We start from the raw sequence: 22,001 nt of genomic DNA, 5'->3' as shown, positions 1-22,001 counted from the left end.
AGCTCCGCACCGATCGGGGTTGCGGCATCCGAGGCCTTGCCCTGCAGCCACTGGTGGGTCTTGTACTGGCAGTCGCGCATCGTCACATCGTGGCAACGGCGAAGCCGAGGACGTGACCGAGGGCGTCCTCTTCGCGGATGCGTCGCCCCGCGGTTCCGATCACGACGGCCAGCTCACCCTCGTAGTCGACCTGGGTCGACTCGGGCGGGATGGGGATCGGGTCATCCGCCCCGATCAGGCTCGACGCGTACTTGGGAAACATCACCGGGTATGTCGGCAGATCCCGCTTGGTCTCGCCGACGTGGTCGAGATAGTTCAGTCCCACGCAGAACACTTTCGACCGCCGGGGGCTGGCGGCGAGCAGGTGCGCCTCGGCGAGCGGAAAGGAATCGCTTTCGACCATGGCCGCGGCGCTCAGCTCGGTCGCGCCCACACCGTCACCGATCGATGCGATTCCCTCGAGCGGCACGACATCGCCATCCTGGACGATTCCGACGCCGGGCGCGCCGTCGCGCAGATAGCTGACGTACCTCATGCCGTCACCGACTCACGTGTCTCGCTGGTGCGCCGCCAGGCGGGTGTCTGGCCGCCCCACATGTTCACGCTGTGCGGAGTGGGGTCCCAGCGGCGTGCTGCGTAGATAACCGAGTCGTCCCAGAACCTCTCCATCTCGGCCGAGAGCTCGATGTGGTTGCCGGCCGGGTCATCGAAGAACACGACGCGATGGGTCGCACGTTGGTCAGGAGTGGGCGACCATGCCGGGTCGCGGCCGGCAGCCCGGGCACGCTCGACCGCGCGGCGTCGAGCCTCGTTCGCCTTCTCCGGGTCTGCAGCCTCACGTGCCCGCCGGCGCTCGGCGATCGCATCGCGATTCCGGTAGTAGTAGTCGCGCTGAGCCTGCTTGTACGCGTCCGGGTGCTTCTGCTTGTACCGCTCGCGCGCTTGCTGACGCTCCTCCGGATGCTCCGCTGCCCACGCTCTTGCGCGATCGATCCCTTTCTTGCGTCGCGCCTTCTCCTCCCGCTCGCGCTGAGCACGATCCCGCTCTTGTCTACCGCATCCATGCCTACTAGGTGCGCAGCTCGTCGCCCCACCGTTCGGAGGCAACCGGAGCGCAGTCGAGCCAGTCGAGGCTTCGCGGTGCGAGAGGGCGCTGAAGCGGTCAAAGTGATGGCATTGCGATGACGTGGTCAAGTTTCACCAACTAAGAAGTCCCGGGAACCCTTAGGTTCCCGGGACTCTCCGGTCGGGATGACAGGATTTGAACCTGCGACCACTTGACCCCCAGTCAAGTGCGCTACCAAGCTGCGCCACATCCCGATTTTCACTTGTCGAGCCCGCGCCGAAGCGCAGACAACTCCCCCATCTTACTCGCTCCGCGCGGCGGCCGTGAACGCCCGAGCGAGCGCACCGACGGCTTCCTTGTCGGATCTCGCCGCCGCCGCGTACCGTCGAACCATGGCGACGATCACCGTTGAGCCCGCGACATCCGACCGCTTCGACGATGCCGAGCACGCCCTCACCGGAGGCGGCGACGGGCGCAGCTGCCAATGCCAGTGGTGGACGATCCCAAATGCCGAGTTTCAGAAGCTCTCGATCGCCGAGCGCGAGGCGCTGCTCAGGAACGAGCTGGATGCCGGTCCCCCGCCGGCGCTGATCGCCTATGTCGACCGGCAGGCGGCGGGGTGGGTCCGCGTCGGTCCGCGCACCGCGCAGGTGCGCATCGGTCGCACCCGGGAGATCGTGGGTGCGACGGCGCAGCCGCTCGATGACCCGTCCGTGTGGTCTGTGTCGTGCTTCGTCGTGCGCCGGGAGCACCGCGGGCGCGGGCTCAACGCCGCCCTGCTGGAGGCTGCGATCGATCACGCCCGTGCCCGCGGGGCTCGGGTGATCGAGGCGTACCCGCTCGACCCGACCGCCGCCAAGCACTCCTCGAACGAGCTCTACCGGGGAGTGCTGTCGGTGTTCCTCGCCGCCGGATTCACCGAGGTCGCGCGGCCGCGGGCGGATCGGGCGATCGTCCAGCTCGAGCTCACATAGCCGGCAAGGCTCGCGCGCGCCCGGTGACCACGGCATCCCGCTCCAGCACGACGACGACCCCCGCGAGCACCACAGCCGTCACGACGAAGGACGCCGCCGGCAGCAATCCGCACAGTCCGATCAGCACCGCGCCCGCCAGCACGCCGACGGTTGACGCCCGGGAGATGCGCGGGCGCAGCGCCACGAGCCAGACGCCGAGCACGAAGAAGGCCACCGGCAGCGACAGCGAGAGCCCGGCGACGGTCTGTGACACGTGCGTGTGGTCGGTGAGCACGTCGATCTGCACCTCGACACCCGCCGAAACGGCACCCGCCGCGGCGAAGATCACATAGTGCAGGTAGCCGAAGGTGAAGCCGGCGCGGCTCGATGTGAGCCCGTCCGCCTGATCGCGGGCGAAGTACACCCACCACATGCCGGCCGCGAGCACGATTCCGCTCGCCGCGAGCCAGAGCAACTCGGTCACGTGCTCCCCCTCGGCCACGGCGTCGATGATCGCGTTCGCCGACGCCAGCAGGCTCTCGCCGAGCAGCAGCAGGGTGAACAGGCCGTAGCGCTCGGCGATGTGCTCCGCGTGCCACGACGTGCGACCGTGCGTCTCGCCCCACACCGGCACGAGAAGCTCCGCCGCCACGAGCAGGAAGAACGTCCAGAACTGCCACTGGTCATCGAGCAGGTACATCCGGGCGACCCACAGCACCTGCACGCCGGTGATGCCGACGGCGAAGCGCAACGTCGTCGCGCGCGACGAGGGATCGGATGCCGCGGCACGCAGCCATTGCGCCACCATCGCGAGCCGCATGATGACGTAGCCCCACGTGACGGTCGTGAAGTCCTGGTCGACCATGGCGTCGTGCACGCCGGCGGCGAGCACGAGGACGCCGGCCATCTGGACGATCGTGGTGACCCGATAGAGCCAGTCGTCGGTGTCGAACGCCGACGCGAACCACGAGAAGTTCATCCACGCCCACCAGATCGAGAAGAACACCATGAGGTAGCCGACGATCGCCGGCCCGACGTGCTCCTCGGCGATCATGTGATGCAGGTTCTGCGACGCCTGCGAGACGGCGACCACGAAGACGAGGTCGAAGAGCAGTTCGAGGGGCGTCGCCGCGCGGTGCGGCGCGTCGGAGTCGCGCGGAAGCATGCGGCGCAGGCCCATTCGGGTGATCACGTCGGTCATGACTCCATTCTTGCGGTGCGATGATGAGTTCACTCAACGGAGGGTGACGGAATGGTGGATGCCGCGACCTCCGCACGGGTCGACAGCTGGCTCTGGGCCGTCCGGGTCTACAAGACCCGGTCTGCGGCAACGGCCGCATGCCGTGCGGGGCATGTGCGGGTGAACGGCGACCGGGCGAAGGCCGCGCAGCCCGTGCGGATCGGTGACGAGCTGCGCGTGCGCATCGCCGGGTTCGACCGGATCCTGATCGTGCGCAGGCTCATCGTCAAGCGCGTCGGGGCGGCCCTCGTGGCCGAGGCCGCGGAGGATCGAACTCCCCCGCCGCCCCCGCTCTCGGAGCGCGCGCTCGTGCCGATGCGGGATCGCGGCGCAGGCCGCCCCACCAAGCGCGAGCGTCGCGACATCGAGAAGCTCCGCGGGCGCTCGGAGCCCTAGGGCAGAAGGTCGAGCAGCCAGCGGGTGCCGCGCACCGAGGCCCCGGCATCCGTCGCCCGCTGCGCGAGCCCGCGGTCGCTCGTGACGACCGTCACCGTGCGCCCGGCGCCGACGAGGCGCGCGGCCTCGGCCGCGATCGCGTCGTCGCCCTCCCCGGGCGCACGCACGACACGCACCGCGGCGTCGCCGCCCTCGAGAGCGCGCGCCTGACCCTCGACGACGAGCACGAGCTCGGGGTACCAGCGGGATGCGGCAAGGCCGAGCGCCGCGGCATCCATTCCTTCGGCGTCGAGCATCGTGAGCCGTCCGAGCAGCCGCGCGGCGGCGCCGGGCCGGTCGCGCCACCACCCGTCCGGCACCGATCCCACGACGTTCGCCCCGTCGACGACGATCGCGGGACGCACGTCCAGCAGCTCGCGCAGGCCCGCCCAGGCCCGGGCGAATCCCGGATGCAGCGGCTGGGCGTCGACGTCGGCGACCGGCGTCCACTCCAGGGCATAGCTCTCGGGATCGCTGATCACCGGTTCGAACGGTTCGAGCACGTCGGCGACGACCGTCGCGTAGGTCCACACGTCGAGGTCGAGAACGCTCGAGAACCGCGGGCGCACGGCCCCGAGGGGCACACCCGCTTCTTCCGCCGCCTCACGCAGGGCGCCAGCCATGGCGCTCTCGCCCTGGTGCCGAGCTCCGCCGGGCAGCGCCCACGTGCCGCCGTGGTGGCTCCAGGAGACACGATGCTGCAGCAGCACTCCGCGATCGGCGTCGAGAGCGAGCAGCCCCGCGGCACCGAAGCGACCCCAGTACCGCTCCCCCGATTCGGCGACGACCCAGGCATCGCCGGGATCGCGCGGGCCCAGCGGGCGCCGCGGCTCATCGGGTGCGGGGGGCTCGATCGTCACCCCTTCACCCTGTCACATCGATCCGGATCGGCGCTCAGGCCACCGAACCGCGATCGGCCCGCGAGGCTCGCGACCGGGTGTCGGCAGAATGGGCGGATGACGTACGACCTCGACGATGACCCGGCCCGAATCCAGCGCGACGTCGTGTGGGGCTGGCTCTCGACCGACGCCTACTGGGGGCGCTGGCGTTCGCGGGCCGATCTCGAGGCCCAGCTGGATAGCGCGTGGCGGATCGTGGGGGCGTACGACGAGTCCGGGGCCCTGGCCGGCCTCGCCCGCGCCGTCTCCGACGGGGTCGCTTTCGCGTACCTCGCCGACGTCTTCGTGCTGCCCGAGCACCGCGGCCACGGGCTCGGCAAACGCCTCGTCGAGGAGATGATCGACAACGGTCCGGGGCGCGATTTCCGGTGGGTGCTCTTCACCGCCGACGCCCACGACCTGTATCGGCGGTTCGGGTTCGTCGAGCCGGATGCCACGGCGATGGTGCGGCCGGCGGCATCCCACATGCGGTGAACCTGGTTTACTTGCCCGGTGCCCGACTTTTCCGCGCTTGTCGCCGTCGCCGTCGTCCTCGCGGTCGCGATCCTCGCCGCCCTCGCGATCCTGCAGCTGTGCGTCGCCTTCGGCGCCCCGCTCGGCCACTTCGTGTGGGGCGGGCGGCACCGCGTGCTGCCCGCCCGCCTGCGTGTCGGCAGCGTCGTGTCGATCGTGCTGTACGCGTTCATCGCGCTCGTGCTGCTCGCCCGGGCCGGCCTGGTCGAGGTTCTCGGCGACGGGCCGTTCGTGGTCGTGACGACCTGGGTGATCTTCGGCTACTTCACGCTCGGCATCGTCGCGAACGCGATATCGCGCAGCAAGCCCGAGCGATACACGATGACCCCGGTGTGCGCGGTGCTCGCCGCGTGCACGCTCGTCATCGCGCTCAGCTGAGCGCCAGGCCCGCGGCTCAGCGCGTGCGCTTCTCGCGCACCCGCATGTTGATCACGATCGGCGAGCCCTCGAAACCGTACAGCTCGCGCAGGCGGCGCTGCACGAAGCGGCGGTAGCCCGGGTCGAGGAATCCGGTCGTGAACAGCACGAACGTCGGCGGGCGGCTGGCCGCCTGCGTGCCGAAGAGGATGCGGGGCTGCTTGCCACCACGGAGGGGGTGCGGGTGCTCGGCGACCAGCTCCGCGAGGAACGCGTTGAACTTGCCGGTCGGGATGCGCTGATCCCATGACTCGAGCGCCGTCTCGAGGGCCGGGACGAGCTTCTCGAGGTGACGACCCGTGCGCGCGGAGATGTTGACACGCGGGGCCCAGGCCACGTGCGCGAGGTCCTGCTCGATCTCGCGCTCGAGGTACCGGCGCCGGTCCGCGCCCTCGAGGTCGTCGTCGCTCAGGCGGTCCCACTTGTTGAAGGCCAGCACGAGCGCGCGGCCCGACTCCAGCACGAGATCGATGATGCGCACGTCCTGCTCGCTGATCTGCTCCGAGACATCGAGCACGACGACGGCCACTTCGGCCTTCTCCAGCGCCGCGGAGGTGCGCAGCGACGCGTAGAAGTCGGCGCCCTGCTGCAGGTGCACGCGGCGGCGGATGCCGGCCGTGTCGACGAAGCGCCACAGCTTCCCGCCGAGCTCGACGATCTCGTCGACGGGATCGCGGGTCGTGCCGGCGAGCTCGTTGACGACCACCCGTTCCTCGCCCGCCGCCTTGTTGAGCAGCGACGACTTGCCGACGTTCGGCCGGCCGAGGATCGCCACGCGGCGCGGGCCGCCGATCTCCTGCTTCGCGACGGCGGAGATCTCGGGCAGCACCTTCATGACCGCGTCGAGCAGGTCTGCGACGCCGCGGCCGTGGATGGCCGACACCGGATACGGCTCGCCCAGCCCCAAGCCCCACAGCGCGGCGGCCTCGGGCTCGTGCCGCGCGTCGTCGACCTTGTTGGCGACCAGGAAGACGGGCTTGCCGCTCTTTCGGAGCAGACGCACGACGTGCTCGTCGGTCGAGGTCGCACCGACCATCGCGTCGACGACGAACAGCACGACGTCGCACAGGTCGATCGCGACCTCCGCCTGGGCCGCCACGGACGCGTCGATGCCGCGGGCATCGGGCTCCCAGCCGCCCGTGTCGACGAGCGAGAAGCGGCGCGCCAGCCACTCGGCCTTGTACGTCACCCGGTCGCGCGTGACTCCCGGGGTGTCCTCCACCACGGCTTCACGGCGGCCCAGGATGCGGTTCACCAGGGCGGACTTCCCCACGTTCGGTCGTCCGACGATGGCGACGACGGGAAGTGCGGGGAGGTACTGGATCCCGTCTTCGCCGAGCTCGAGACCTGCCAGCAGTGCCGCGTCGTCTTCGTCGAGCTCGTAGTCCTCGAGCCCCGCGCGCAGCGCGGAGGCCCGCTGTTCGGCGAGCTCCTCGTCGAGGTCGGCCAGCTTGTCGGCGAGCTGATCCGGCGCGCCCTCGTACTCTTCTTCAGCGCCCATGCGGGCCTCCTGCTTCGTGCACGCCGAGCGTGCGGTCAACGACGTCGATCACCGCGGAGACGGTCTGATCGAAGTCCAGTTCGGTCGAGTCCACGACCTCGACGCCGGGTGCGGCGGTGAGGAAGTCGACGACCGTCGAGTCGGATGCGTCGCGCCTGTGCAGCGCGTCGGCCACGGCCGAGGCATCCTGTGTGGTCAGTTCTCTGGCGCGTCGTGCGGCGCGCACGTCGGGGGCTGCGGTCAGCAGCACGCGCACGGGCGCATCGGGAGCGACGACGGTGGTGATATCGCGTCCCTCGACGACGACACCCGGCGCATCGGCCGCGGCCACGAGCGCCCGGAAGTAGGTGTTGATGCCATGCCGCACGGCCGGCACGCGGGCGACGCCGCTGACCGCCTCGGTGACGCGCGGCTCGCGGATCGCGTGAGTCACATCGGTGGCGCCCACCTTCACCCAGAAGTCATCGGGGTCGAGGGAGAGCTGCACATCGAAGTCGCCGGCCGCGTCGACGACGGCGGATGAATCGGACGTGTCCGCGCCATGCGAGAGAACGTGCCACGCGAGCGCGCGGTACGCCGCACCCGTGTCGAGAAAGCCGAGGCCGAGCCGGCGGGCGACCGCCTTCGAGACGCTCGACTTGCCGCTGCCGGCGGGGCCGTCGATCGCGATGATGTAGGGCGTGGTCAGCGGGTTCTTCGTGATCTCGGTACCGGATGAAGGGTCAGTCATTGGTGGTGCTCGCAATCCGCCATCCGCGCTCTTCGAGACCCTCTTGAGCGCGCCGCACCGCCGAGGGCACGACGCTGATCTCGGCAAGGCCGAACTGGGCCCCGGGCGAATGCTCGAGGCGGAGGTCTTCGACGTTGACGTCGAGCTCACCGAGCTCGCCGAACAGGCGTCCCAGCTGGCCGGGAGTGTCGTCCACCATGACGACGACCTGCTCGAACCGGCGGTTCTGTCCATGCTTTCCCGGCAGGCGCTCGACGCCGTCGTTGCCACGGCGGATGGCGTCGGCAACGGTTCGGCGCGCTCCGGCGGCATCGGGGGCGCGCAGCGCGGCGGCGACGCCGGAGAGGTCGGCGGCGAGCGCATCGAGCACCTCGACGACCGGCGCCGCGTTCGCGCCGAGGATCTGCACCCACAGCTCGGGGGCGGATGACGCGATCCGCGTCGTGTCGCGCACGCCCTGGCCGGCGAGGCGCAGAGATCCGTCGGGGGCATCGACGAAGCGCGCTGCGAGCAGGCTCGCGACGAGCTGCGGAACGTGTGACATCAGGGCGACCGAGCGATCGTGGTCTTCGGGCGTCATCTCGATCGGGGTGGCACCGACCTCGAGGGCCAGTGCCTCCACGAGGGCGAGATCGGATGCCGGAGTGCGGTCATCGCGGCACACCACCCAGGGGCGGCCGACGAAGATGTCGGCGCGGGCGGAGATGGCCCCGCCTCGTTCCCGCCCCGCCATCGGGTGGGAGCCGATGTAGTGCGTCAGGTCGACGCCGCGCCCGCGAAGGGTGTTGAGCGGCTCGAGCTTGACGCTTGCGACATCCGTCACCACGGCGTCGGGGTAGCGCGTGAGCTCGCGCTCGATGACGTCGGCCGTGACGTCCGGGGGCACCGCGACGACGATGAGCGAGGGCTCGTCGTCTTCGCGCTCGGCGCGCCCGGCGCCGTAGTCGATGGCGAGGCGGCGCTGCGAGGGAGACGTATCGGAGAGGGCCACGTCGACGCCGCGCCCCATCAGGGCATGGCCGATGCTCGCGCCGAGCAGGCCGGCACCGACGATTCGCACGGTCCCCGACACGCGAGGTGCGACACCCTCGCGTGATCGTGCGTGATCGCTCACTCGGCCTCCTGCCGCGAATCCCCCTGAGTCCCGTCGTCAGCGGGCTCCTGGCGCGACAAAGTCAGAAGCGCGCCGCGTTCCACCTTAGTCAACTCGCGCGCCTTCCCCACTGGGAGTGTTCCCAGGTGGAGCGGGCCGAATTGACGGCGGACGAGGTCGATGACCGGATGCCCCACGTCGGCCATCATCCGCCGCACGATGCGGTTGCGCCCCGAGTGCAGGGTGAGCTCGACGAGGCTCGTGCCGCCGGACGCGTCGAGCAGCCGCGCCTTGTCTGCGGCGATGGGTCCGTCCTCCAGCTCGATGCCGCGCGTGAGCCGGGCGATCGTCTGGGCGGTCACGCGGCCCTCGACCTTGGCGATGTAGACCTTGGTGACCCCGAACGAGGGGTGCGCGAGCACGTGCGCGAGCTCGCCGTCGTTGGTGAGGATGAGCAGGCCGCTGGTGTCGGCATCCAGCCGGCCGACGTTGTAGAGGCGCTCGTCCCATTCCTTCGTGAAGTCGCGGAGGTCGCGCCGGCCCCGGTCGTCCTTCATCGAGCTCACCACGCCGGTGGGCTTGTTGAGCATCACGTAGCGCTTGGAGGTGTCGAGTTGGATCGCCGTACCGTCGACATCCACGATGTCGGTCTCGGGGTCGATGCGATTGCCGAGCTCCGTCACGACGACGCCGTTGACGCGCACACGGCCCTGCACGATCAGGTCTTCTGAGACACGGCGCGACGCCACGCCTGCGTTGGCGAGCACCTTCTGCAGGCGCACGCCCTCAGGCGCTCCGCCTGTCGAAGCGTCGTCATTCATCGCGCCACCATTTCATCGAAGCCGTCGGCGCCGTCATCCAGCAGCGGTGCGATCGGGGGCAGCTCGTCGAGCGAGTTGATCCCGAGGTTCACGAGCAGGGCATCGGTCGTGCCGTAGTTGATCGCTCCCGTCTCGGCGTCTGTGAAGAGTTCGGTGATGAGACCGCGGCCGAGCAGCGTGCGCACGACGGAGTCGACGTTCACGGCGCGGATCGAGGCGACCTGTCCGCGGGTCACGGGCTGCTTGTAGGCGATCACGGCGAGCGTCTCGAGCGCGGCCTGCGATAGCCGCGACGGCGCCTGCGAGTTCACGAACTCGGAGACGAGGTCATCGTGCTCCGCGCGCACGTACATCCGCCATCCGCCGCCGACCTCGCGCAGCTCGAAGCCGCGGCGGGGCCCGCCGGAAAGCCCGTCGTAGTCCTCGACGAGCGTTTCGATGGCCTGGCGGACGGCAGCGACGGGAGCGGCCACCGCGGTGGCGAGGCTGACGAGGCTCTGCGGTTCGTCGACGACCAGCAGGATCGCCTCGAGTCGCCGCGCGACATCCGTCGTGTGAGCGGGAGCTGAGCCGTCCTCTTCGGTCGAAGCGTCGTCATCGGTCATAGTCGGCTCCCAGTGTGGCGAGGTTTTCTTCGGACCAGTGCTCGGCGGTCCAGCGGAGGGTCAGCTCGCCCAGCGGCTCGAGCTGCTCGAACGACAGGGCGGCGTGGCGGTAGAGCTCCAGCACCGACAGGAAGCGCGCCACGACCACCCCCGCCTCCGCGACACCGGCGATCAGCTCGCGGAACGAGAGGGATTCCCGCCCGCGCAGGAGGGTCACCACGATCGCGGCCTGCTCCCGGATGCTGATGAGGGGCGCGTGCAGGTGGTCGAGCCCGACGTGCGGGATCTCGCGCGGCGTCATCGCCAGCAGCGCGAGCGCGGCGAAGTCGTCCGGGGTGAGTGTCCACACGAGCTCCGGCACGCGCTGGCGGAACTTCTCCTCCAGCGGCACGGTGCGCGCGTGGCGGGTGTCCTCCGCGCCCAGGCGCCGGGCGAACCACGTCGACACGTCCTTGAACGCGCGGTACTGCAGCAGCCGGGCGAAGAGCAGGTCGCGCGCCTCGAGAAGAGCGACGGATTCCGCGTCGACGAGCTCGCCCTGCGGCAGCAGCCCCGCGACCTTCATATCCAGCAGCGTGACGGCGACGACGAGGAACTCGGACGCCTGGTCCAGTTCTTCGGCGGGGCCGAGCTCGCGCAGATAGGCGATGAATTCATCGGTGACCTTGCTGAGCGAGACCTCGGTGATGTCGAGCTCGTGCTTGGAGATCAGGTTGAGCAGCAGGTCGAACGGGCCGTCGAAGTTGGCGAGGGAAATCCGGAAGCCTTCGTCTCGCCCCTCGGGCTCGCTCAGGGACCGCCCGGGCTCGGCGACCGAGGGCTCGGCGACCGCAGGCTCGACGGTGGGCTCGTCAGGCGACGGCGCCACGGGCGACCAGCTCCCGCGCCAGCCGCAAGTAGGCCTGTGCGGCCGGATGCTCGGGCGCGAACTCGGTGATGGGCATGCCCGATACCGAGGCGTCGGGGAACTTGACCGTCCGCCCGATGACCGTTTCGAGCACGTCGTCGCCGAAGGCGTCCACGACGCGCTCGAGCACCTCGCGGGAGTGCAGGGTGCGGGGGTCGTACATCGTCGCGAGCACGCCGTCGAGGGTGATCGTCGGGTTCAGGCGATCGCGAACCTTGTCGATCGTCTCGATCAGCAGCGCAACGCCGCGGAGCGCGAAGAACTCGCATTCGAGCGGGATGACGACGCCGTGGCTCGCGGTGAGCGCGTTGACGGTGAGCAGCCCGAGAGAGGGCTGGCAGTCGATCAGGATGACGTCGTAGTCGGGCGAGACCTTCCGCAGGACCCGCGACAGGATCGTCTCGCGCGCCACCTCGTTCACGAGGTGCACCTCGGCGGCAGACAGATCGATGTTGGCGGGCAGGATGTCGAGTCCGTCGACGGCGGTCGGCACGATGACATCGCGCGGGTCGCGCTTCGTGTCGAGGAGCAGGTCGTAGATCGTCGGCACGTCGTGCGTCTGGATGCCGAGCCCGGCCGACAGCGCACCCTGCGGGTCGAAGTCGACGGCTAGCACCTTGCGACCGTACTCGGCGAGCGCGGCGGCGAGGTTGATGGTCGTCGTGGTCTTGCCCACGCCGCCCTTCTGGTTGCACAGCGCGATGATGCGCGCCGGGCCGTGTCCGTCGAGCGGGGGCGGTGTGGAAAACCCGTGATACGGGCGGCCGGTCGGGCCCATGGGCGTGCCGCCGTCGTCCGTGATCGAGGCCTTCGCCTTGCCCTTCGTCGCGCTGCCAGCCACCGACACTCCCACTCTCATCCGCTTGCTCGATTGTAGCGACCGGCACGAAGGACCCGCGGAGCCTCGCGGCCCGAGGGCCGATGTGGGTCGCGCCCGCCACGTGGGACCGCCCGCCCCCCGACATCCCGACGGCGAATCAGCGCGCCCGCGGATGGGACGTCGCGTAGACGTCGCGCAGCACGTCGACGGAGACGTGCGTGTAGATCTGGGTCGTCGCCACGGAGGCGTGACCCAAGAGCTCCTGCACGACGCGGACGTCGGCGCCGCCCTGCAGCAGGTGCGTCGCGAACGAGTGCCGCATGGTATGCGGCGAGACCTGGGCGCTGAGGTTCGCGGACTCCGCGGCCGCGCGGATGATGAGCCACGCGCTCTGGCGCGACAGCGGCGCTCCCCGCGCTCCGAGGAACAGTCGCGGGCTCGCCGGCCCACGGGTCGAGAGCGCGGGTCGCGCCCTCGTGAGGTACGCGTCGATCGCGGACCGCGCGTAGGAGCCGACCGGCACGATGCGCTCTTTCGAGCCCTTGCCGCGCAGGCGCACCACATCGCCGTGCGCGAGATCGTCGACATCGAGCTGCACGACCTCCGACACGCGCGCGCCGGTGGCGTACAGCAGCTCGAGCAGAGCCCGGTCGCGAAGCCCGGTGAGGTCGTCGCCGGGCGCGGCGAGCAGCCGCTCCACCTGGTCGATCGTCAGCGCTTTCGGCAGCCGGCGGGCGGCCTTCGGCGGCTTGAGCCGCCCGGACGGGTCGTCGGTGTCGATCCCCTCCCTTGCGAGGAAGCGGTGCAGGCCGCGCACCGAGGACTGCAGACGGGCGAGACTGGATGCCGCGGGCGGCGGTTCGGCCGACGCACGCTCCGCCGCGAAGTCGGCCACGAGCCCGGGGGTCACCGCCGTCGAGTCGTCGATGTCGCGCGCCCGCAGCCAGTCGGTGTAGCCCGACAGGTCGCGCCGATACGCCTCGACCGTGTGATCCGAAAGGCCGCGCTCGATCGTGATGTGCCGCAGGTAGGCATCGACTGCCCGATCGAGGCGCATGTCAGCCCGCGGCGCGGCGCAGCTTCTCGGACGCCGCGAGCACACCGATGCCGAGGATCGCGTTGCGCATGCGCCCTTCCAGGACGGCGGTGACGGCATCCGCCAGCGGAACCCACGCGATGCGGATGTCGGCCTCCTCGGCTTCGCGCGCGTGCACCTCGGGCGCGGCGGAGAGGCCGGAGGCGAGAAAGAGGTGGATGATCTCGTTGCTGCCGCCCGGCGTCGCGAAGGTCGTGACGAGCGGCTCCCAGTGGGCCGCCACGAGGTCGACCTCTTCGGCCAGCTCGCGCTTCGCGGTCTCGGCCGGCGGCTCGCCGTCGACATCCAGCAGCCCCGCGGGGATCTCCCAGTCGCGGTGCTTGATGGGGTGCCGGTACTGCTGGATCAGCAGCACTCGGCCCTGATCGTCCATTGCGAGCACGGCGACCGCACCGCTGTGGTCGACGTAGTCGCGCACGGTCGGATGATCGTTGTACGCGAACGTGTCGGAGCGGATGTCCCACACCCGGCCCTCGAAGACGACCTCGGTTGCGGTGACGTCGACCTCGAGCGGTTCGTCACGCAGTCCGTCTGCGAACCCGGGCCCGGCGACCTGAGCCCCCGAGACGTCAGTCATTCGGGACGTCGAACAGCTCGCTGGAACGGTGCCTCTCGACAGCCGCCGCGACGAGCCCGCGGAAGAGGGGGTGGGGGTCGGTCGGGCGCGAGCGCAGCTCCGGGTGCGCCTGCGTCGCGATGTAGTACGGATGCACGTCGCGCGGCAGCTCGACGTACTCGACCAGGTTGCGGTCGGGCGAGAGACCCGAGAACACGAGTCCCGCCGTCGAGAGCGCATCGCGGTACGCGTTGTTGACCTCGTAGCGGTGGCGGTGACGCTCCGACACCCGGGCGGCGCCGTAGAGCTCCGCCGCGAGCGACCCGCCCACGAGCTCGGCGGGGTACAGGCCGAGCCGCATCGTGCCGCCGAGGTCTCCCCCGGCGATGATCTCGATCTGCTCGGCCATCGTGGCGATGACCGGCGCGGTGGAGTCCGGGTCGAACTCGCTCGATGAGGCCCCCTCGAGCCCGGCGACGTTGCGCGCGTACTCGATCACCATGCACTGAAGGCCGAGGCACAGCCCGAGAGTCGGGATGCCCTGCTCGCGCGCGAACCGCAGGGCGCCGAGTTTGCCCTCGATGCCGCGGATCCCGAAGCCGCCGGGAACGCAGATGCCGTCGACGTCGGCGAGGGCCTTCTCGGCGCCCTCGGGCGTCTCGCACAGGTCGGACGGAATCCAGCGGATCGCGACGTGCGTCTCCTGCGCGAACCCGCCGGCCTTGAGCGCCTCGGTGACCGAGAGGTAGGCATCCGGAAGGTCGATGTACTTGCCGACCAGGCCGATCGTCACGTCGTGCTTGGGATTGTGCACGGCCTGCAGCACCTTGCCCCAGCGCGTCCAGTCGACGTCCTTGGCGGTCGCGAGCCCGAGGGTGCGCACGATGTACTCGTCGAGACCCTGCTCGTTGAGCATCGTCGGGATGTCGTAGATGCTCGGCACGTCCACGGCGTTCACGACCGCACCCTCATCGACGTCGCACATGAGGGCGATCTTGCGCTTGTTGGCCTCGGTGACAGGTCGGTCGCTGCGCAGCACGAGAGCGTCGGGCTGGATGCCGATGGAGCGCAGTGTGGCGACGGAGTGCTGTGTGGGCTTGGTCTTCTGCTCGCCCGAGGCGCCCATGAAGGGCACGAGGGAGACGTGCACGAAGAACACGTTGCTGCGGCCGAGCTCGTGGCGGATCTGACGCGCCGATTCGATGAAGGGCTGCGACTCGATGTCGCCGACCGTTCCGCCGATCTCGGTGATGATCACATCGGGCTGCGGGTCCTCGGTCGCCTGCAGGCGCATGCGCCGCTTGATCTCGTCGGTGATGTGCGGGATGACCTGCACCGTATCGCCGAGGTATTCGCCGCGACGCTCGCGCGCGATGACCTGGGAGTAGATCTGGCCCGTCGTGACATTCGCCGCCTGGCTCAGGTCGATGTCGAGGAAGCGCTCGTAGTGGCCGATGTCGAGGTCGGTCTCGGCGCCGTCGTCGGTCACGAAGACCTCGCCGTGCTGGAACGGGTTCATCGTTCCGGGATCGACGTTGAGGTAGGGGTCGAGCTTCTGCATGACGACGCGGAGACCGCGGGCCGTCAGCAGGTTGCCGAGGCTTGCGGCCGTGAGGCCTTTGCCCAATGAAGAAACGACACCGCCGGTGACGAAGATGTGCTTCGTGGTCGGAGGGGTGTCGTTTCGAATGTCCGCGTGTGGAGTACCTGTCACGGGCTTTTATCCTATCAGCCGGTCACTGAGCCGAGGCTGAGCAACTCGCGGGCGTGGGTCAGGGCGGCATCGGAGTCGGCGAGCCCGGAGAGCAGGCGCGCCATCTCGGCCTCACGATCCGGGCCCTCGAGGCGGCGCACGCTCGACGCGGTGACGCTGCCGTCGCTCTGCTTGTGCACGGTCAGGTGGTTGGTCGCGAAGGCGGCCACCTGGGCGAGGTGAGTGACGGCGATGACCTGGGATGCCTCGGCCAGCCGGGCGAGGCGGCGCCCCACCTCGATCGCGGCGGCGCCGCCGATTCCGGCATCCACCTCGTCGAAGACGAAGGTCGGCACGGGATCGGTCGCGGCGATGACCACCTCGATCGCGAGCATCACGCGGCTCAATTCGCCGCCCGAGGCACCCTTCGCGACCGGCCGCAGGTCGGCGCCGGAGTGCGGGGCGAGCAGGATGGCGACATCGTCGCGGCCGTGAGCGGATGCCGCGCCGGGTGTCACCGCGACATGCAGGCGCGCATCGGGCATGGCGAGGGCGTGGAGCTCGGCGGTCACCGAAGCGGCGAGCCGACCCGCGGCTTCGGTGCGCGCCGCGGTGAGGATCGCGGCGGCCTCGTCGAGGGTGGATGCCGCGGCCACCCGCTCCCCCGCCAGGCGCTCGACGCGATCGCCGTCGTCGTCGAGTTCCGCCAGGCGGGCCGACCCGCTCTCGAGCAGGGCGATCGCGGCATCGAGCGATCCGTGCGCCCGCACGAGCACCCCGAGCTCGGCTCGCCGGTCTTCGACCGCCGCGAGCTCGTGGGGACCGGACTCATCCAGGTCGGCGAGGTAGCCGCTGAGCTCGATCGCGATGTCGGCGGCGCGGTAGCCGAGCTCGGCGATCTGGTCGGCGAGCGCCCGCAGCGCGGGGTCCACCGCGCGCTCCAGCAGCCGACGCGACTCGCCGAGCAGGCCCGACACATCCGGGGTGCCCTCTTCGCTGGAGAGCGCCTCGCGGGCGGCGGAGGCGGCGACCCGCAGTTCCTCGGCGTTCGCGAGCCGCTCGGCCCGCGACGCGAGGGCTTCGTCTTCGCCGGGCTGCGGCGCGGCATCCTCGATCTCGGCGATCGTCGCCCGCAGTCGCGCGGCCTCCGCCGCGCGGGCGTCGCGCTCCTCGGTCAGCATCGTCAATTCGTCATCGATCGCCCGCCACGCGTCGTACGCGATGCGGTACGCCGTCACGGCGTCGCGGATGGGCGCCCCGCCGAACCGGTCGAGGGCATCGCGCTGCGCGCCCGCGGAGCGCAGCCGCAGCTGATCGGACTGCCCGTGCACCACCACGAGTTCGGTCGCCAGGTCGGCGAGCACCCCGGCCGGAGCGGCGCGCCCGCCGACGCTCGCCCGGCTGCGGCCCTCGCTGGTCAGAGTGCGCGCGACATAGAGTTCCCCGCGCCCGTCGCCGATCGGTTCGAGCTCTCCCCCGGCCTCCCGCACGCGCGCGGCAACCGGGCCGTCGTCGCTCACGATCCACACGCCTTCGACCGCGGCCTGCTCCGCCCCGGAACGCACGGCGCCCGAGTCGGCGCGCTGCCCGAGGAGCAGGCCCAGGCCGGTCACGACCATCGTCTTGCCGGCCCCGGTCTCGCCGGTGATCGCCGTGAAGCCCGGCCCCATCGGCAGAACCGCCTCCGCGATGACTCCGAGATCGCGCAGGCGCATCTCCTCGATCACGCGCGACCTTCCGCGGTGCGGGTCGTGTCGATCGGTACGGTCGCAATGTCGCCGGAGGTCGACGAGGGTCCACGCCACCCCTCGACGGGCAGGCGGAACTTTCGCACCAGCCGGTCGGTGAAGGCGGCCGGATGCAGGCGCGCGAGGCGCACGTCGAGCGTGGAACGGTGCACGACCACCCGCGCGCCGGGAGGCAGCTCGTGCGAGCGCCGGCCGTCGCACCACAGGATGCCGATGCCGTTGGTGCGCTCGAGCACCTCGATCGCGACGGAGGCTTCGGGTCCCACGACCAGCGGCTTGGCGAAGAGGGCGTGCGCCGACAGCGGCACGACCGCGATCGCCTCGACCGTGGGCCAGATCACCGGGCCGCCCGCCGAGAAGTTGTAGGCGGTCGAGCCGGTCGGCGTCGAGACGACCACCCCGTCGCAGCCGAACGTGGAGAGGGGGCGCCCGTCGATCTCGATGACGACCTCGAGCATCCTCTCGCGGCTGGCCTTCTCGACGGTGGCCTCGTTGAGGGCCCAGGTCTCGTAGATGACCTCGCCCGCGGCATCCTTCACTTGAATGGACAGCGCGAGGCGCTCCTCGACCCGGTAGTCGCGCGCGATGACGCGGCGCACCGCGTCGTCCATGTCGTCGCGCTCGATCTCGGCGAGGAAGCCGACGTGGCCCATGTTGATGCCCAGCACGGGCGCGGGGCCGCCGCGCACGAGCTCCGCGGCGCGCAGGATGGTCCCGTCGCCGCCCAGGACGATCGCGAGCTCCAGGTCTTCGACGGGTATGTCGGCGCCGAGCGTGGCGACCGCGGGGAACGACCCGGCAGCGGCACGGAGCTCTTCGAGGTCATCGGCCGCGAGCACCGGGCGGGCGCCCGCCGAGCTCAACGCCTCGATCACGCGCACGGCCGCGTCGACGGTGTCGTCGCGGTGGGCGTGCGCGACCACGAGGATGTTGCGGTCGGCCTGGGTCATGCCTCTCCCGCCAGTCGGTTCACGGTGCTCAACCATTCTGTCGGATTGCTCCCCCGCCCCGGCGCCAACCAGGCGAGGTACTCGCGATTGCCGTGCGTTCCGGGCAGCGGGGAGGAGACGACGCCGAGCACGCCGAGCCCGTTGTCCCATGCCGACCAGAGCACACCGGCGACCGCGTCGGCGCGAAGCGCCGGATCGGTCACGAGACCGCCCTTGACCGCGGTGCGTCCCACCTCGAACTGCGGCTTGATGAGCAGCACGATGTCGGCGGTCTCTGCGACCGTGGCCTTGACCGCGGGCAGCACGTGCGCGAGGGAGATGAACGACAGGTCACCTGTGACGAGCGTGGGCGCGGCGGCGATGCCGCTCGCCTCGGCGAGCGATGCGGCCGTCATGTGCCGCACGTTGAAGCCCTCCAGCGACACGACCCCGGGATCGGCGGCGATGGATGCCGCGAGCTGGCCGTGCCCGACATCCACGGCGATCACCCGATCGGCGCCGCGCTCGCGCAGCACCTGCGTGAATCCGCCCGTCGAGGCCCCCATGTCGAGGGCGACGCGTCCGGCGACGTCCACCCCGAACGCGTCGAGGGCGGCGATCAGCTTGTGCGCGGCGCGGCTGACGTAGTGATCGGATGTCGCGACCGCGAGGTCGGCATCATCCGCCACCCGCGTCGCCGCCTTCACCACGGGGCGACCGTCGACGCTCACGAGCCCGTCGGCGATGAGTGTCGCCGCGTGCGTTCGCGAGCGCGCGAGCCCGCGCGCCGCGAGGACCGCGTCGAGGCGCTCCGGCATCAAGCGGGCTCGTCGGCGGTTGCGGCACTGCTTGCGGCGGGCACGGACTCGAGGCGCTTGGTCAGCTCTTCGTGAATGCCGGCGTAGGCCGCCGCGCGCGTCGAGAGCGGCTGCCCCTCGATCACGCGAAGGCGGCTGACCAGTTCGGGCGCGGTGCCGTCGGCGTACTCGGGGTTCACGGGGGAGCTCACGCCCTCAGGATACGCTCCTAGGGTCGATGGAACGGGTCGGCGTACAGGCGTTCCGGCACACGGAAGCCGTAGATTCCTCGGCCCGTGTCCCAGATGGCCTTCGCGCCGGCGCGCAGGAGGTCGATCGGTCGGTCGCCGTCCGAGACGATCTCGACGTCTGCTCCGTCGATCCGCACCGACGCGCCGCCGACCGTGACGGTGCCGCCCCGGACGATTGCCTCGGGGTACGGCTCGTGCAGTTCGCGCAGGTCGCCGAGCACGAATGTCGGCCGGGAGTCCGCGGGGGCCGCGAGCAGGTGCTTCGGCCGGTCGATCCCGGTCAGCACGAGGGCCGAGGGGATGCCGGCGCGGTTGGCGCCGAGAATGTCGGTGTCGAGGCGGTCGCCGAGAAAGATCGGATGCCGCGCGCGGAAGCGCGCGACGGCTTCCTCGAAGATCGGCGTCTCCGGCTTGCCGGCGACGACGGCCAGGCGGCCCACGGCCGTGTGCACGGCCGACACGAGGGTGCCGTTGCCCGGAGCGATGCCGCGGGCCTGGGGAATCGTCCAGTCGGTGTTGGTGGCGATCCAGGGGATGCCGCCCTCTTCCTCGGGGAGTGCGAGCGCGTACGCGGCTTCGGCGAGCTGTGCCCAGCCGACGTCGGGGGCGAACCCCTGCACGACCGCGGCGGGGCTTTCTTCGGCGCTGCGCGTCACGCGGAAGCCGGCCTTCTCGATCTCGACGACCAGCCCCTCTCCCCCGACGACCAGCACGGTGCTGCCCGGCGCGACGCGGGTCACGAGCAGCCGCGTGGCAGCCTGCGGGCTGGTCACGACGTCCGCCGGGTCGGCCGCGAGGCCGAGCTCGCGAAGATGAGAGGCTACCGACGCGTCTGTGCGCGAGGCGTTGTTCGTGATGTAGCCGATGCGACGGGTTTCACTCGCGCGGGTGAGGCTCTCGACCGCGTACGGCAGCGGGCCCGGGCCGGCGTAGACCACCCCGTCGAGGTCGGCGAGCACAGCATCCACGCCTTCCAGCGGCGTCGCGCCATCCGCGCGCCGCACGAACAGCCCCATCAGGCGCGATCCGCCGACTCGTCGACAGCCGCCGACTCGGCCGCCTCGTCGGGCTCGAACTCATCGACGCCGTCGACCGCGGCGGACGCCGGAGAGGTTTCGGCGGCGGGGGATTCGGAGTCGTCCTCCGAGACGATGTCGCCGGATCCCCCGTCTGAGAACTCCTCGACGATCTCCTCGACCACGATGAACTCGTCGGCGCCGTCGTCTGAGATCCCGAGGGCGTCGGCCGCGATCTCGGCCCTCGTGCGCCACTGGGCGGCCTCGTCGTCGCGCCCGAGTTCCTCGAGAACCGTCGCGCGCGCGGCAAACAGGGCCGGGCTCCACTCGAATGCCCGGTCGGGGTCGAGCTCGGGGATGTCGAGCTCGTGGAGGGCTCGATCGGTCTGCCCGAGATCGAGGCGCGCACCCGACATCGCGATCGCGAGCTCGACCCGCACGGGCGTGGCCAACGTCGATCGGTCCACCGCGCGACCGACCTCGAGGGCTCGATCGGGTCGACCGATTCCGCGCTCGCTGTCGACCATGAGCGCGATCTGGTCATCCTTGCCGGAGATGCGGCGATAGGTGCGCAGTTCGCGCAGTGCGAGGGCGAAATCGCCCGTGGCGTACGCCGTGATGGCGAGCGTCTCGCGGACCACGGCGATGCGGCCGGCACGGCGGGCGGCCGAGACCGCGTGCTGGTGAGCAAGCTCGGGGTCGTCGTCAATGAGGCGCGCGGCCATCGCCATATGGCGCGCCACGCCCTCGGCGTTCTCCTTGCTCAGGGTCTTCAGCTCGTTGCGTGCGCTGGGGTGCAGATCCTGCGGGGTGATGTCGTCGGGCAGCTCCGGGTCGTCATGGCGCGGGCGCACCATGCGGATCTCGTCCGCACGGGGATCGCGCGCCGGCCGCTCCCGGCCGCCGCGCTCGGGTCGTGGCGCGCGCGCACCGTCCCGCGGTGGGTAGGACTTACGCTCCCCATCACGAGGCGGATACGACTTACGCTCACCATCACGACGCGGATACGACTTACGCTCCCCATCACGAGGCGAACGCTGCTGCCGATCGCCTTCTCGCTTCTGGTACGGCTTGCGGTCGCCCTCAGCACGCTTCGCAGAATCGCGCGGGGGATTGTCAGGGCGCGGGGCGCCGGATCCGGGGCGCGCAGAACGCTCCGCGTCGCGATCCTTCTTCTCCTCGACCATGGGGTCCCCTTCTGGCCGCAGCATCAGCTGCGGCGATCCTCGCGGCATGCGACTTAACGCGAAATGGCCACCCAACCTTGGGTGGCCATTTCAACGAAGAAGTCCGGCGGTGTCCTACTCTCCCACAGGGTCCCCCCTGCAGTACCATCGGCGCTGTGAGGCTTAGCTTCCGGGTTCGGAATGTAACCGGGCGTTTCCCTCACGCTATGGCCGCCGAAACACTATTGATGTTTCAATCGTTCAAAAGCATGGTTGCTGCACATAGCAGCTCATGCGGTTCTCGACCGTACATCGAGAACCACTCAGTGGACGCAAGCACCTAGAAAGGTGATTATCAAATCATCGGCTTATTAGTACCGGTCAGCTACACGTGTTGCCACGCTTACACACCCGGCCTATCAACCCAGTAGTCTGGCTGGGAGCCTCTCGCCCGAAGGCATGGAAATCTCATCTTGAGGCCGGCTTCCCGCTTAGATGCTTTCAGCGGTTATCCATCCCGAACGTAGCTAATCAGCGGTGCTCCTGGCGGAACAACTGACACACCAGAGGTTCGTCCAACCCGGTCCTCTCGTACTAGGGTCAGATCCTCTCAAATTTCCTGCGCGCGCAGCGGATAGGGACCGAACTGTCTCACGACGTTCTAAACCCAGCTCGCGTACCGCTTTAATGGGCGAACAGCCCAACCCTTGGGACCTACTCCAGCCCCAGGATGCGACGAGCCGACATCG

The 22,001-nt window shown here is 70.2% G+C and carries 24 protein-coding genes, 1 tRNA gene and 2 rRNA genes; 4 read left to right on the top strand and 23 right to left on the bottom strand.

Translation table 11 applies throughout. From position 1 onward, the window contains the following. Positions 1-82: 82 nt before the first annotated feature. From VNT50_RS09810 to VNT50_RS09800, 3 genes are all read right to left on the bottom strand, one after another. Complete coding sequence (locus tag VNT50_RS09810) at positions 83-535, bottom strand: fumarylacetoacetate hydrolase family protein (protein WP_325484929.1); 453 nt, start codon at positions 533-535, stop codon at positions 83-85. Continuing rightward, positions 532-1,107 (bottom strand): hypothetical protein, encoded by a 576-nt coding sequence (locus VNT50_RS09805; RefSeq protein ID WP_325484928.1) that lies wholly within the window; start codon positions 1,105-1,107, stop codon positions 532-534. Before VNT50_RS09805 ends, VNT50_RS09810 begins: the two co-directional genes overlap by 4 nt. A gap of 139 nt (positions 1,108-1,246) precedes the next feature. Next, positions 1,247-1,320: transfer RNA gene (locus VNT50_RS09800), tRNA-Pro, on the bottom strand. Between the two features lie 138 nt (positions 1,321-1,458). Between VNT50_RS09800 and VNT50_RS09795 the strand changes: the two genes are divergently transcribed. Continuing rightward, positions 1,459-2,040: a GNAT family N-acetyltransferase gene (locus VNT50_RS09795; protein WP_325484927.1), complete on the top strand. Its 582-nt coding sequence runs from the start codon at positions 1,459-1,461 to the stop codon at positions 2,038-2,040. Here the strand turns inward: VNT50_RS09795 and VNT50_RS09790 are convergent. Continuing rightward, positions 2,033-3,220 (bottom strand): low temperature requirement protein A, encoded by a 1,188-nt coding sequence (locus VNT50_RS09790; protein WP_325484926.1) that lies wholly within the window; start codon positions 3,218-3,220, stop codon positions 2,033-2,035. The genes VNT50_RS09795 and VNT50_RS09790 overlap by 8 nt on opposite strands. A gap of 51 nt (positions 3,221-3,271) precedes the next feature. On the opposite strand from VNT50_RS09790, the gene VNT50_RS09785 reads away from it, so the two are divergent. Further along, positions 3,272-3,655 (top strand): RNA-binding S4 domain-containing protein, encoded by a 384-nt coding sequence (locus VNT50_RS09785; RefSeq protein ID WP_325484925.1) that lies wholly within the window; start codon positions 3,272-3,274, stop codon positions 3,653-3,655. Here the strand turns inward: VNT50_RS09785 and VNT50_RS09780 are convergent. After that, positions 3,652-4,554 carry an NUDIX domain-containing protein gene (locus VNT50_RS09780; RefSeq protein ID WP_325484924.1) on the bottom strand — a complete coding sequence of 301 codons (903 nt, stop codon included), beginning with the start codon at positions 4,552-4,554 and terminating at the stop codon, positions 3,652-3,654. The two genes, VNT50_RS09785 and VNT50_RS09780, sit on opposite strands and share 4 nt — an antisense overlap. Before the next feature lie 96 nt (positions 4,555-4,650). Between VNT50_RS09780 and VNT50_RS09775 the strand changes: the two genes are divergently transcribed. Together VNT50_RS09775 and VNT50_RS09770 are read left to right on the top strand one after the other, a co-directional pair. Further along, the gene (locus VNT50_RS09775) at positions 4,651-5,067 is read left to right on the top strand and encodes a GNAT family N-acetyltransferase (RefSeq protein ID WP_325484923.1); all 417 of its coding nucleotides are present in this window, start codon (positions 4,651-4,653) and stop codon (positions 5,065-5,067) included. 18 nt (positions 5,068-5,085) lie between these two features. Continuing rightward, positions 5,086-5,484 (top strand): hypothetical protein, encoded by a 399-nt coding sequence (locus VNT50_RS09770; protein WP_325484922.1) that lies wholly within the window; start codon positions 5,086-5,088, stop codon positions 5,482-5,484. Between the two features lie 16 nt (positions 5,485-5,500). Here the strand turns inward: VNT50_RS09770 and der are convergent, their stop codons facing one another. The 18 genes from der to VNT50_RS09680 form a co-directional block, all read right to left on the bottom strand. Continuing rightward, positions 5,501-7,024, bottom strand: coding sequence for a ribosome biogenesis GTPase Der (der, locus tag VNT50_RS09765; RefSeq protein ID WP_325484921.1), 1,524 nt, complete (start codon positions 7,022-7,024; stop codon positions 5,501-5,503). Next, complete coding sequence (gene cmk / locus VNT50_RS09760) at positions 7,014-7,754, bottom strand: (d)CMP kinase (RefSeq protein ID WP_325484920.1); 741 nt, start codon at positions 7,752-7,754, stop codon at positions 7,014-7,016. The genes der and cmk overlap by 11 nt, the downstream gene beginning before the upstream one ends. Then, positions 7,747-8,868, bottom strand: coding sequence for a prephenate dehydrogenase (locus tag VNT50_RS09755; RefSeq protein WP_325484919.1), 1,122 nt, complete (start codon positions 8,866-8,868; stop codon positions 7,747-7,749). The genes cmk and VNT50_RS09755 overlap by 8 nt, the downstream gene beginning before the upstream one ends. Beyond that, positions 8,865-9,668, bottom strand: coding sequence for a pseudouridine synthase (locus VNT50_RS09750; protein ID WP_325484918.1), 804 nt, complete (start codon positions 9,666-9,668; stop codon positions 8,865-8,867). Before VNT50_RS09750 ends, VNT50_RS09755 begins: the two co-directional genes overlap by 4 nt. Next, complete coding sequence (gene scpB / locus VNT50_RS09745; RefSeq protein ID WP_325484917.1) at positions 9,665-10,273, bottom strand: SMC-Scp complex subunit ScpB; 609 nt, start codon at positions 10,271-10,273, stop codon at positions 9,665-9,667. Before scpB ends, VNT50_RS09750 begins: the two co-directional genes overlap by 4 nt. Beyond that, positions 10,263-11,141 carry a segregation and condensation protein A gene (locus VNT50_RS09740; protein WP_325484916.1) on the bottom strand — a complete coding sequence of 293 codons (879 nt, stop codon included), beginning with the start codon at positions 11,139-11,141 and terminating at the stop codon, positions 10,263-10,265. Before VNT50_RS09740 ends, scpB begins: the two co-directional genes overlap by 11 nt. Continuing rightward, complete coding sequence (locus VNT50_RS09735) at positions 11,125-11,958, bottom strand: ParA family protein (protein ID WP_325484930.1); 834 nt, start codon at positions 11,956-11,958, stop codon at positions 11,125-11,127. The genes VNT50_RS09740 and VNT50_RS09735 overlap by 17 nt, the downstream gene beginning before the upstream one ends. A 199-nt stretch (positions 11,959-12,157) precedes the next feature. Next, positions 12,158-13,057, bottom strand: a complete 900-nt coding sequence (gene xerD / locus VNT50_RS09730) for a site-specific tyrosine recombinase XerD (protein ID WP_325484915.1) — start codon at positions 13,055-13,057, stop codon at positions 12,158-12,160. A 1-nt stretch (position 13,058) separates the two neighbouring features. After that, positions 13,059-13,673 carry an NUDIX hydrolase gene (locus tag VNT50_RS09725; RefSeq protein ID WP_325484914.1) on the bottom strand — a complete coding sequence of 205 codons (615 nt, stop codon included), beginning with the start codon at positions 13,671-13,673 and terminating at the stop codon, positions 13,059-13,061. Beyond that, positions 13,666-15,366: a CTP synthase gene (gene pyrG / locus VNT50_RS09720; protein ID WP_325484913.1), complete on the bottom strand. Its 1,701-nt coding sequence runs from the start codon at positions 15,364-15,366 to the stop codon at positions 13,666-13,668. The genes VNT50_RS09725 and pyrG overlap by 8 nt, the downstream gene beginning before the upstream one ends. Before the next feature lie 14 nt (positions 15,367-15,380). Next, a complete protein-coding gene (gene recN / locus VNT50_RS09715) occupies positions 15,381-17,072 on the bottom strand; it encodes a DNA repair protein RecN (RefSeq protein WP_325484912.1) in 1,692 nt (563 codons plus the stop codon). After that, positions 17,069-18,043, bottom strand: a complete 975-nt coding sequence (locus tag VNT50_RS09710; protein WP_325484911.1) for an NAD kinase — start codon at positions 18,041-18,043, stop codon at positions 17,069-17,071. Before VNT50_RS09710 ends, recN begins: the two co-directional genes overlap by 4 nt. Beyond that, positions 18,040-18,840, bottom strand: a complete 801-nt coding sequence (locus VNT50_RS09705; protein WP_325484910.1) for a TlyA family RNA methyltransferase — start codon at positions 18,838-18,840, stop codon at positions 18,040-18,042. The genes VNT50_RS09710 and VNT50_RS09705 overlap by 4 nt, the downstream gene beginning before the upstream one ends. Beyond that, a complete protein-coding gene (locus VNT50_RS09700; protein ID WP_325484909.1) occupies positions 18,840-19,031 on the bottom strand; it encodes a hypothetical protein in 192 nt (63 codons plus the stop codon). The genes VNT50_RS09705 and VNT50_RS09700 overlap by 1 nt, the downstream gene beginning before the upstream one ends. Positions 19,032-19,048: 17 nt before the next feature. Next, the gene (locus VNT50_RS09695) at positions 19,049-20,086 is read right to left on the bottom strand and encodes an HAD-IIA family hydrolase (protein WP_325484908.1); all 1,038 of its coding nucleotides are present in this window, start codon (positions 20,084-20,086) and stop codon (positions 19,049-19,051) included. After that, entirely contained in the window at positions 20,086-20,943 is an 858-nt protein-coding gene (locus VNT50_RS09690) for a tetratricopeptide repeat protein (protein WP_325484907.1), read from the bottom strand. The genes VNT50_RS09695 and VNT50_RS09690 overlap by 1 nt, the downstream gene beginning before the upstream one ends. A 431-nt stretch (positions 20,944-21,374) precedes the next feature. Continuing rightward, positions 21,375-21,491, bottom strand: a 5S ribosomal RNA gene (gene rrf / locus VNT50_RS09685). 112 nt (positions 21,492-21,603) lie between these two features. Continuing rightward, positions 21,604-22,001, bottom strand: a 23S ribosomal RNA gene (locus VNT50_RS09680); the annotation flags it as partial.

The organism is Microbacterium sp. (assembly GCF_035554235.1).
Classification (GTDB): domain Bacteria; phylum Actinomycetota; class Actinomycetes; order Actinomycetales; family Microbacteriaceae; genus Microbacterium.
This window is presented reverse-complemented; position numbering and strand designations above follow the sequence as displayed.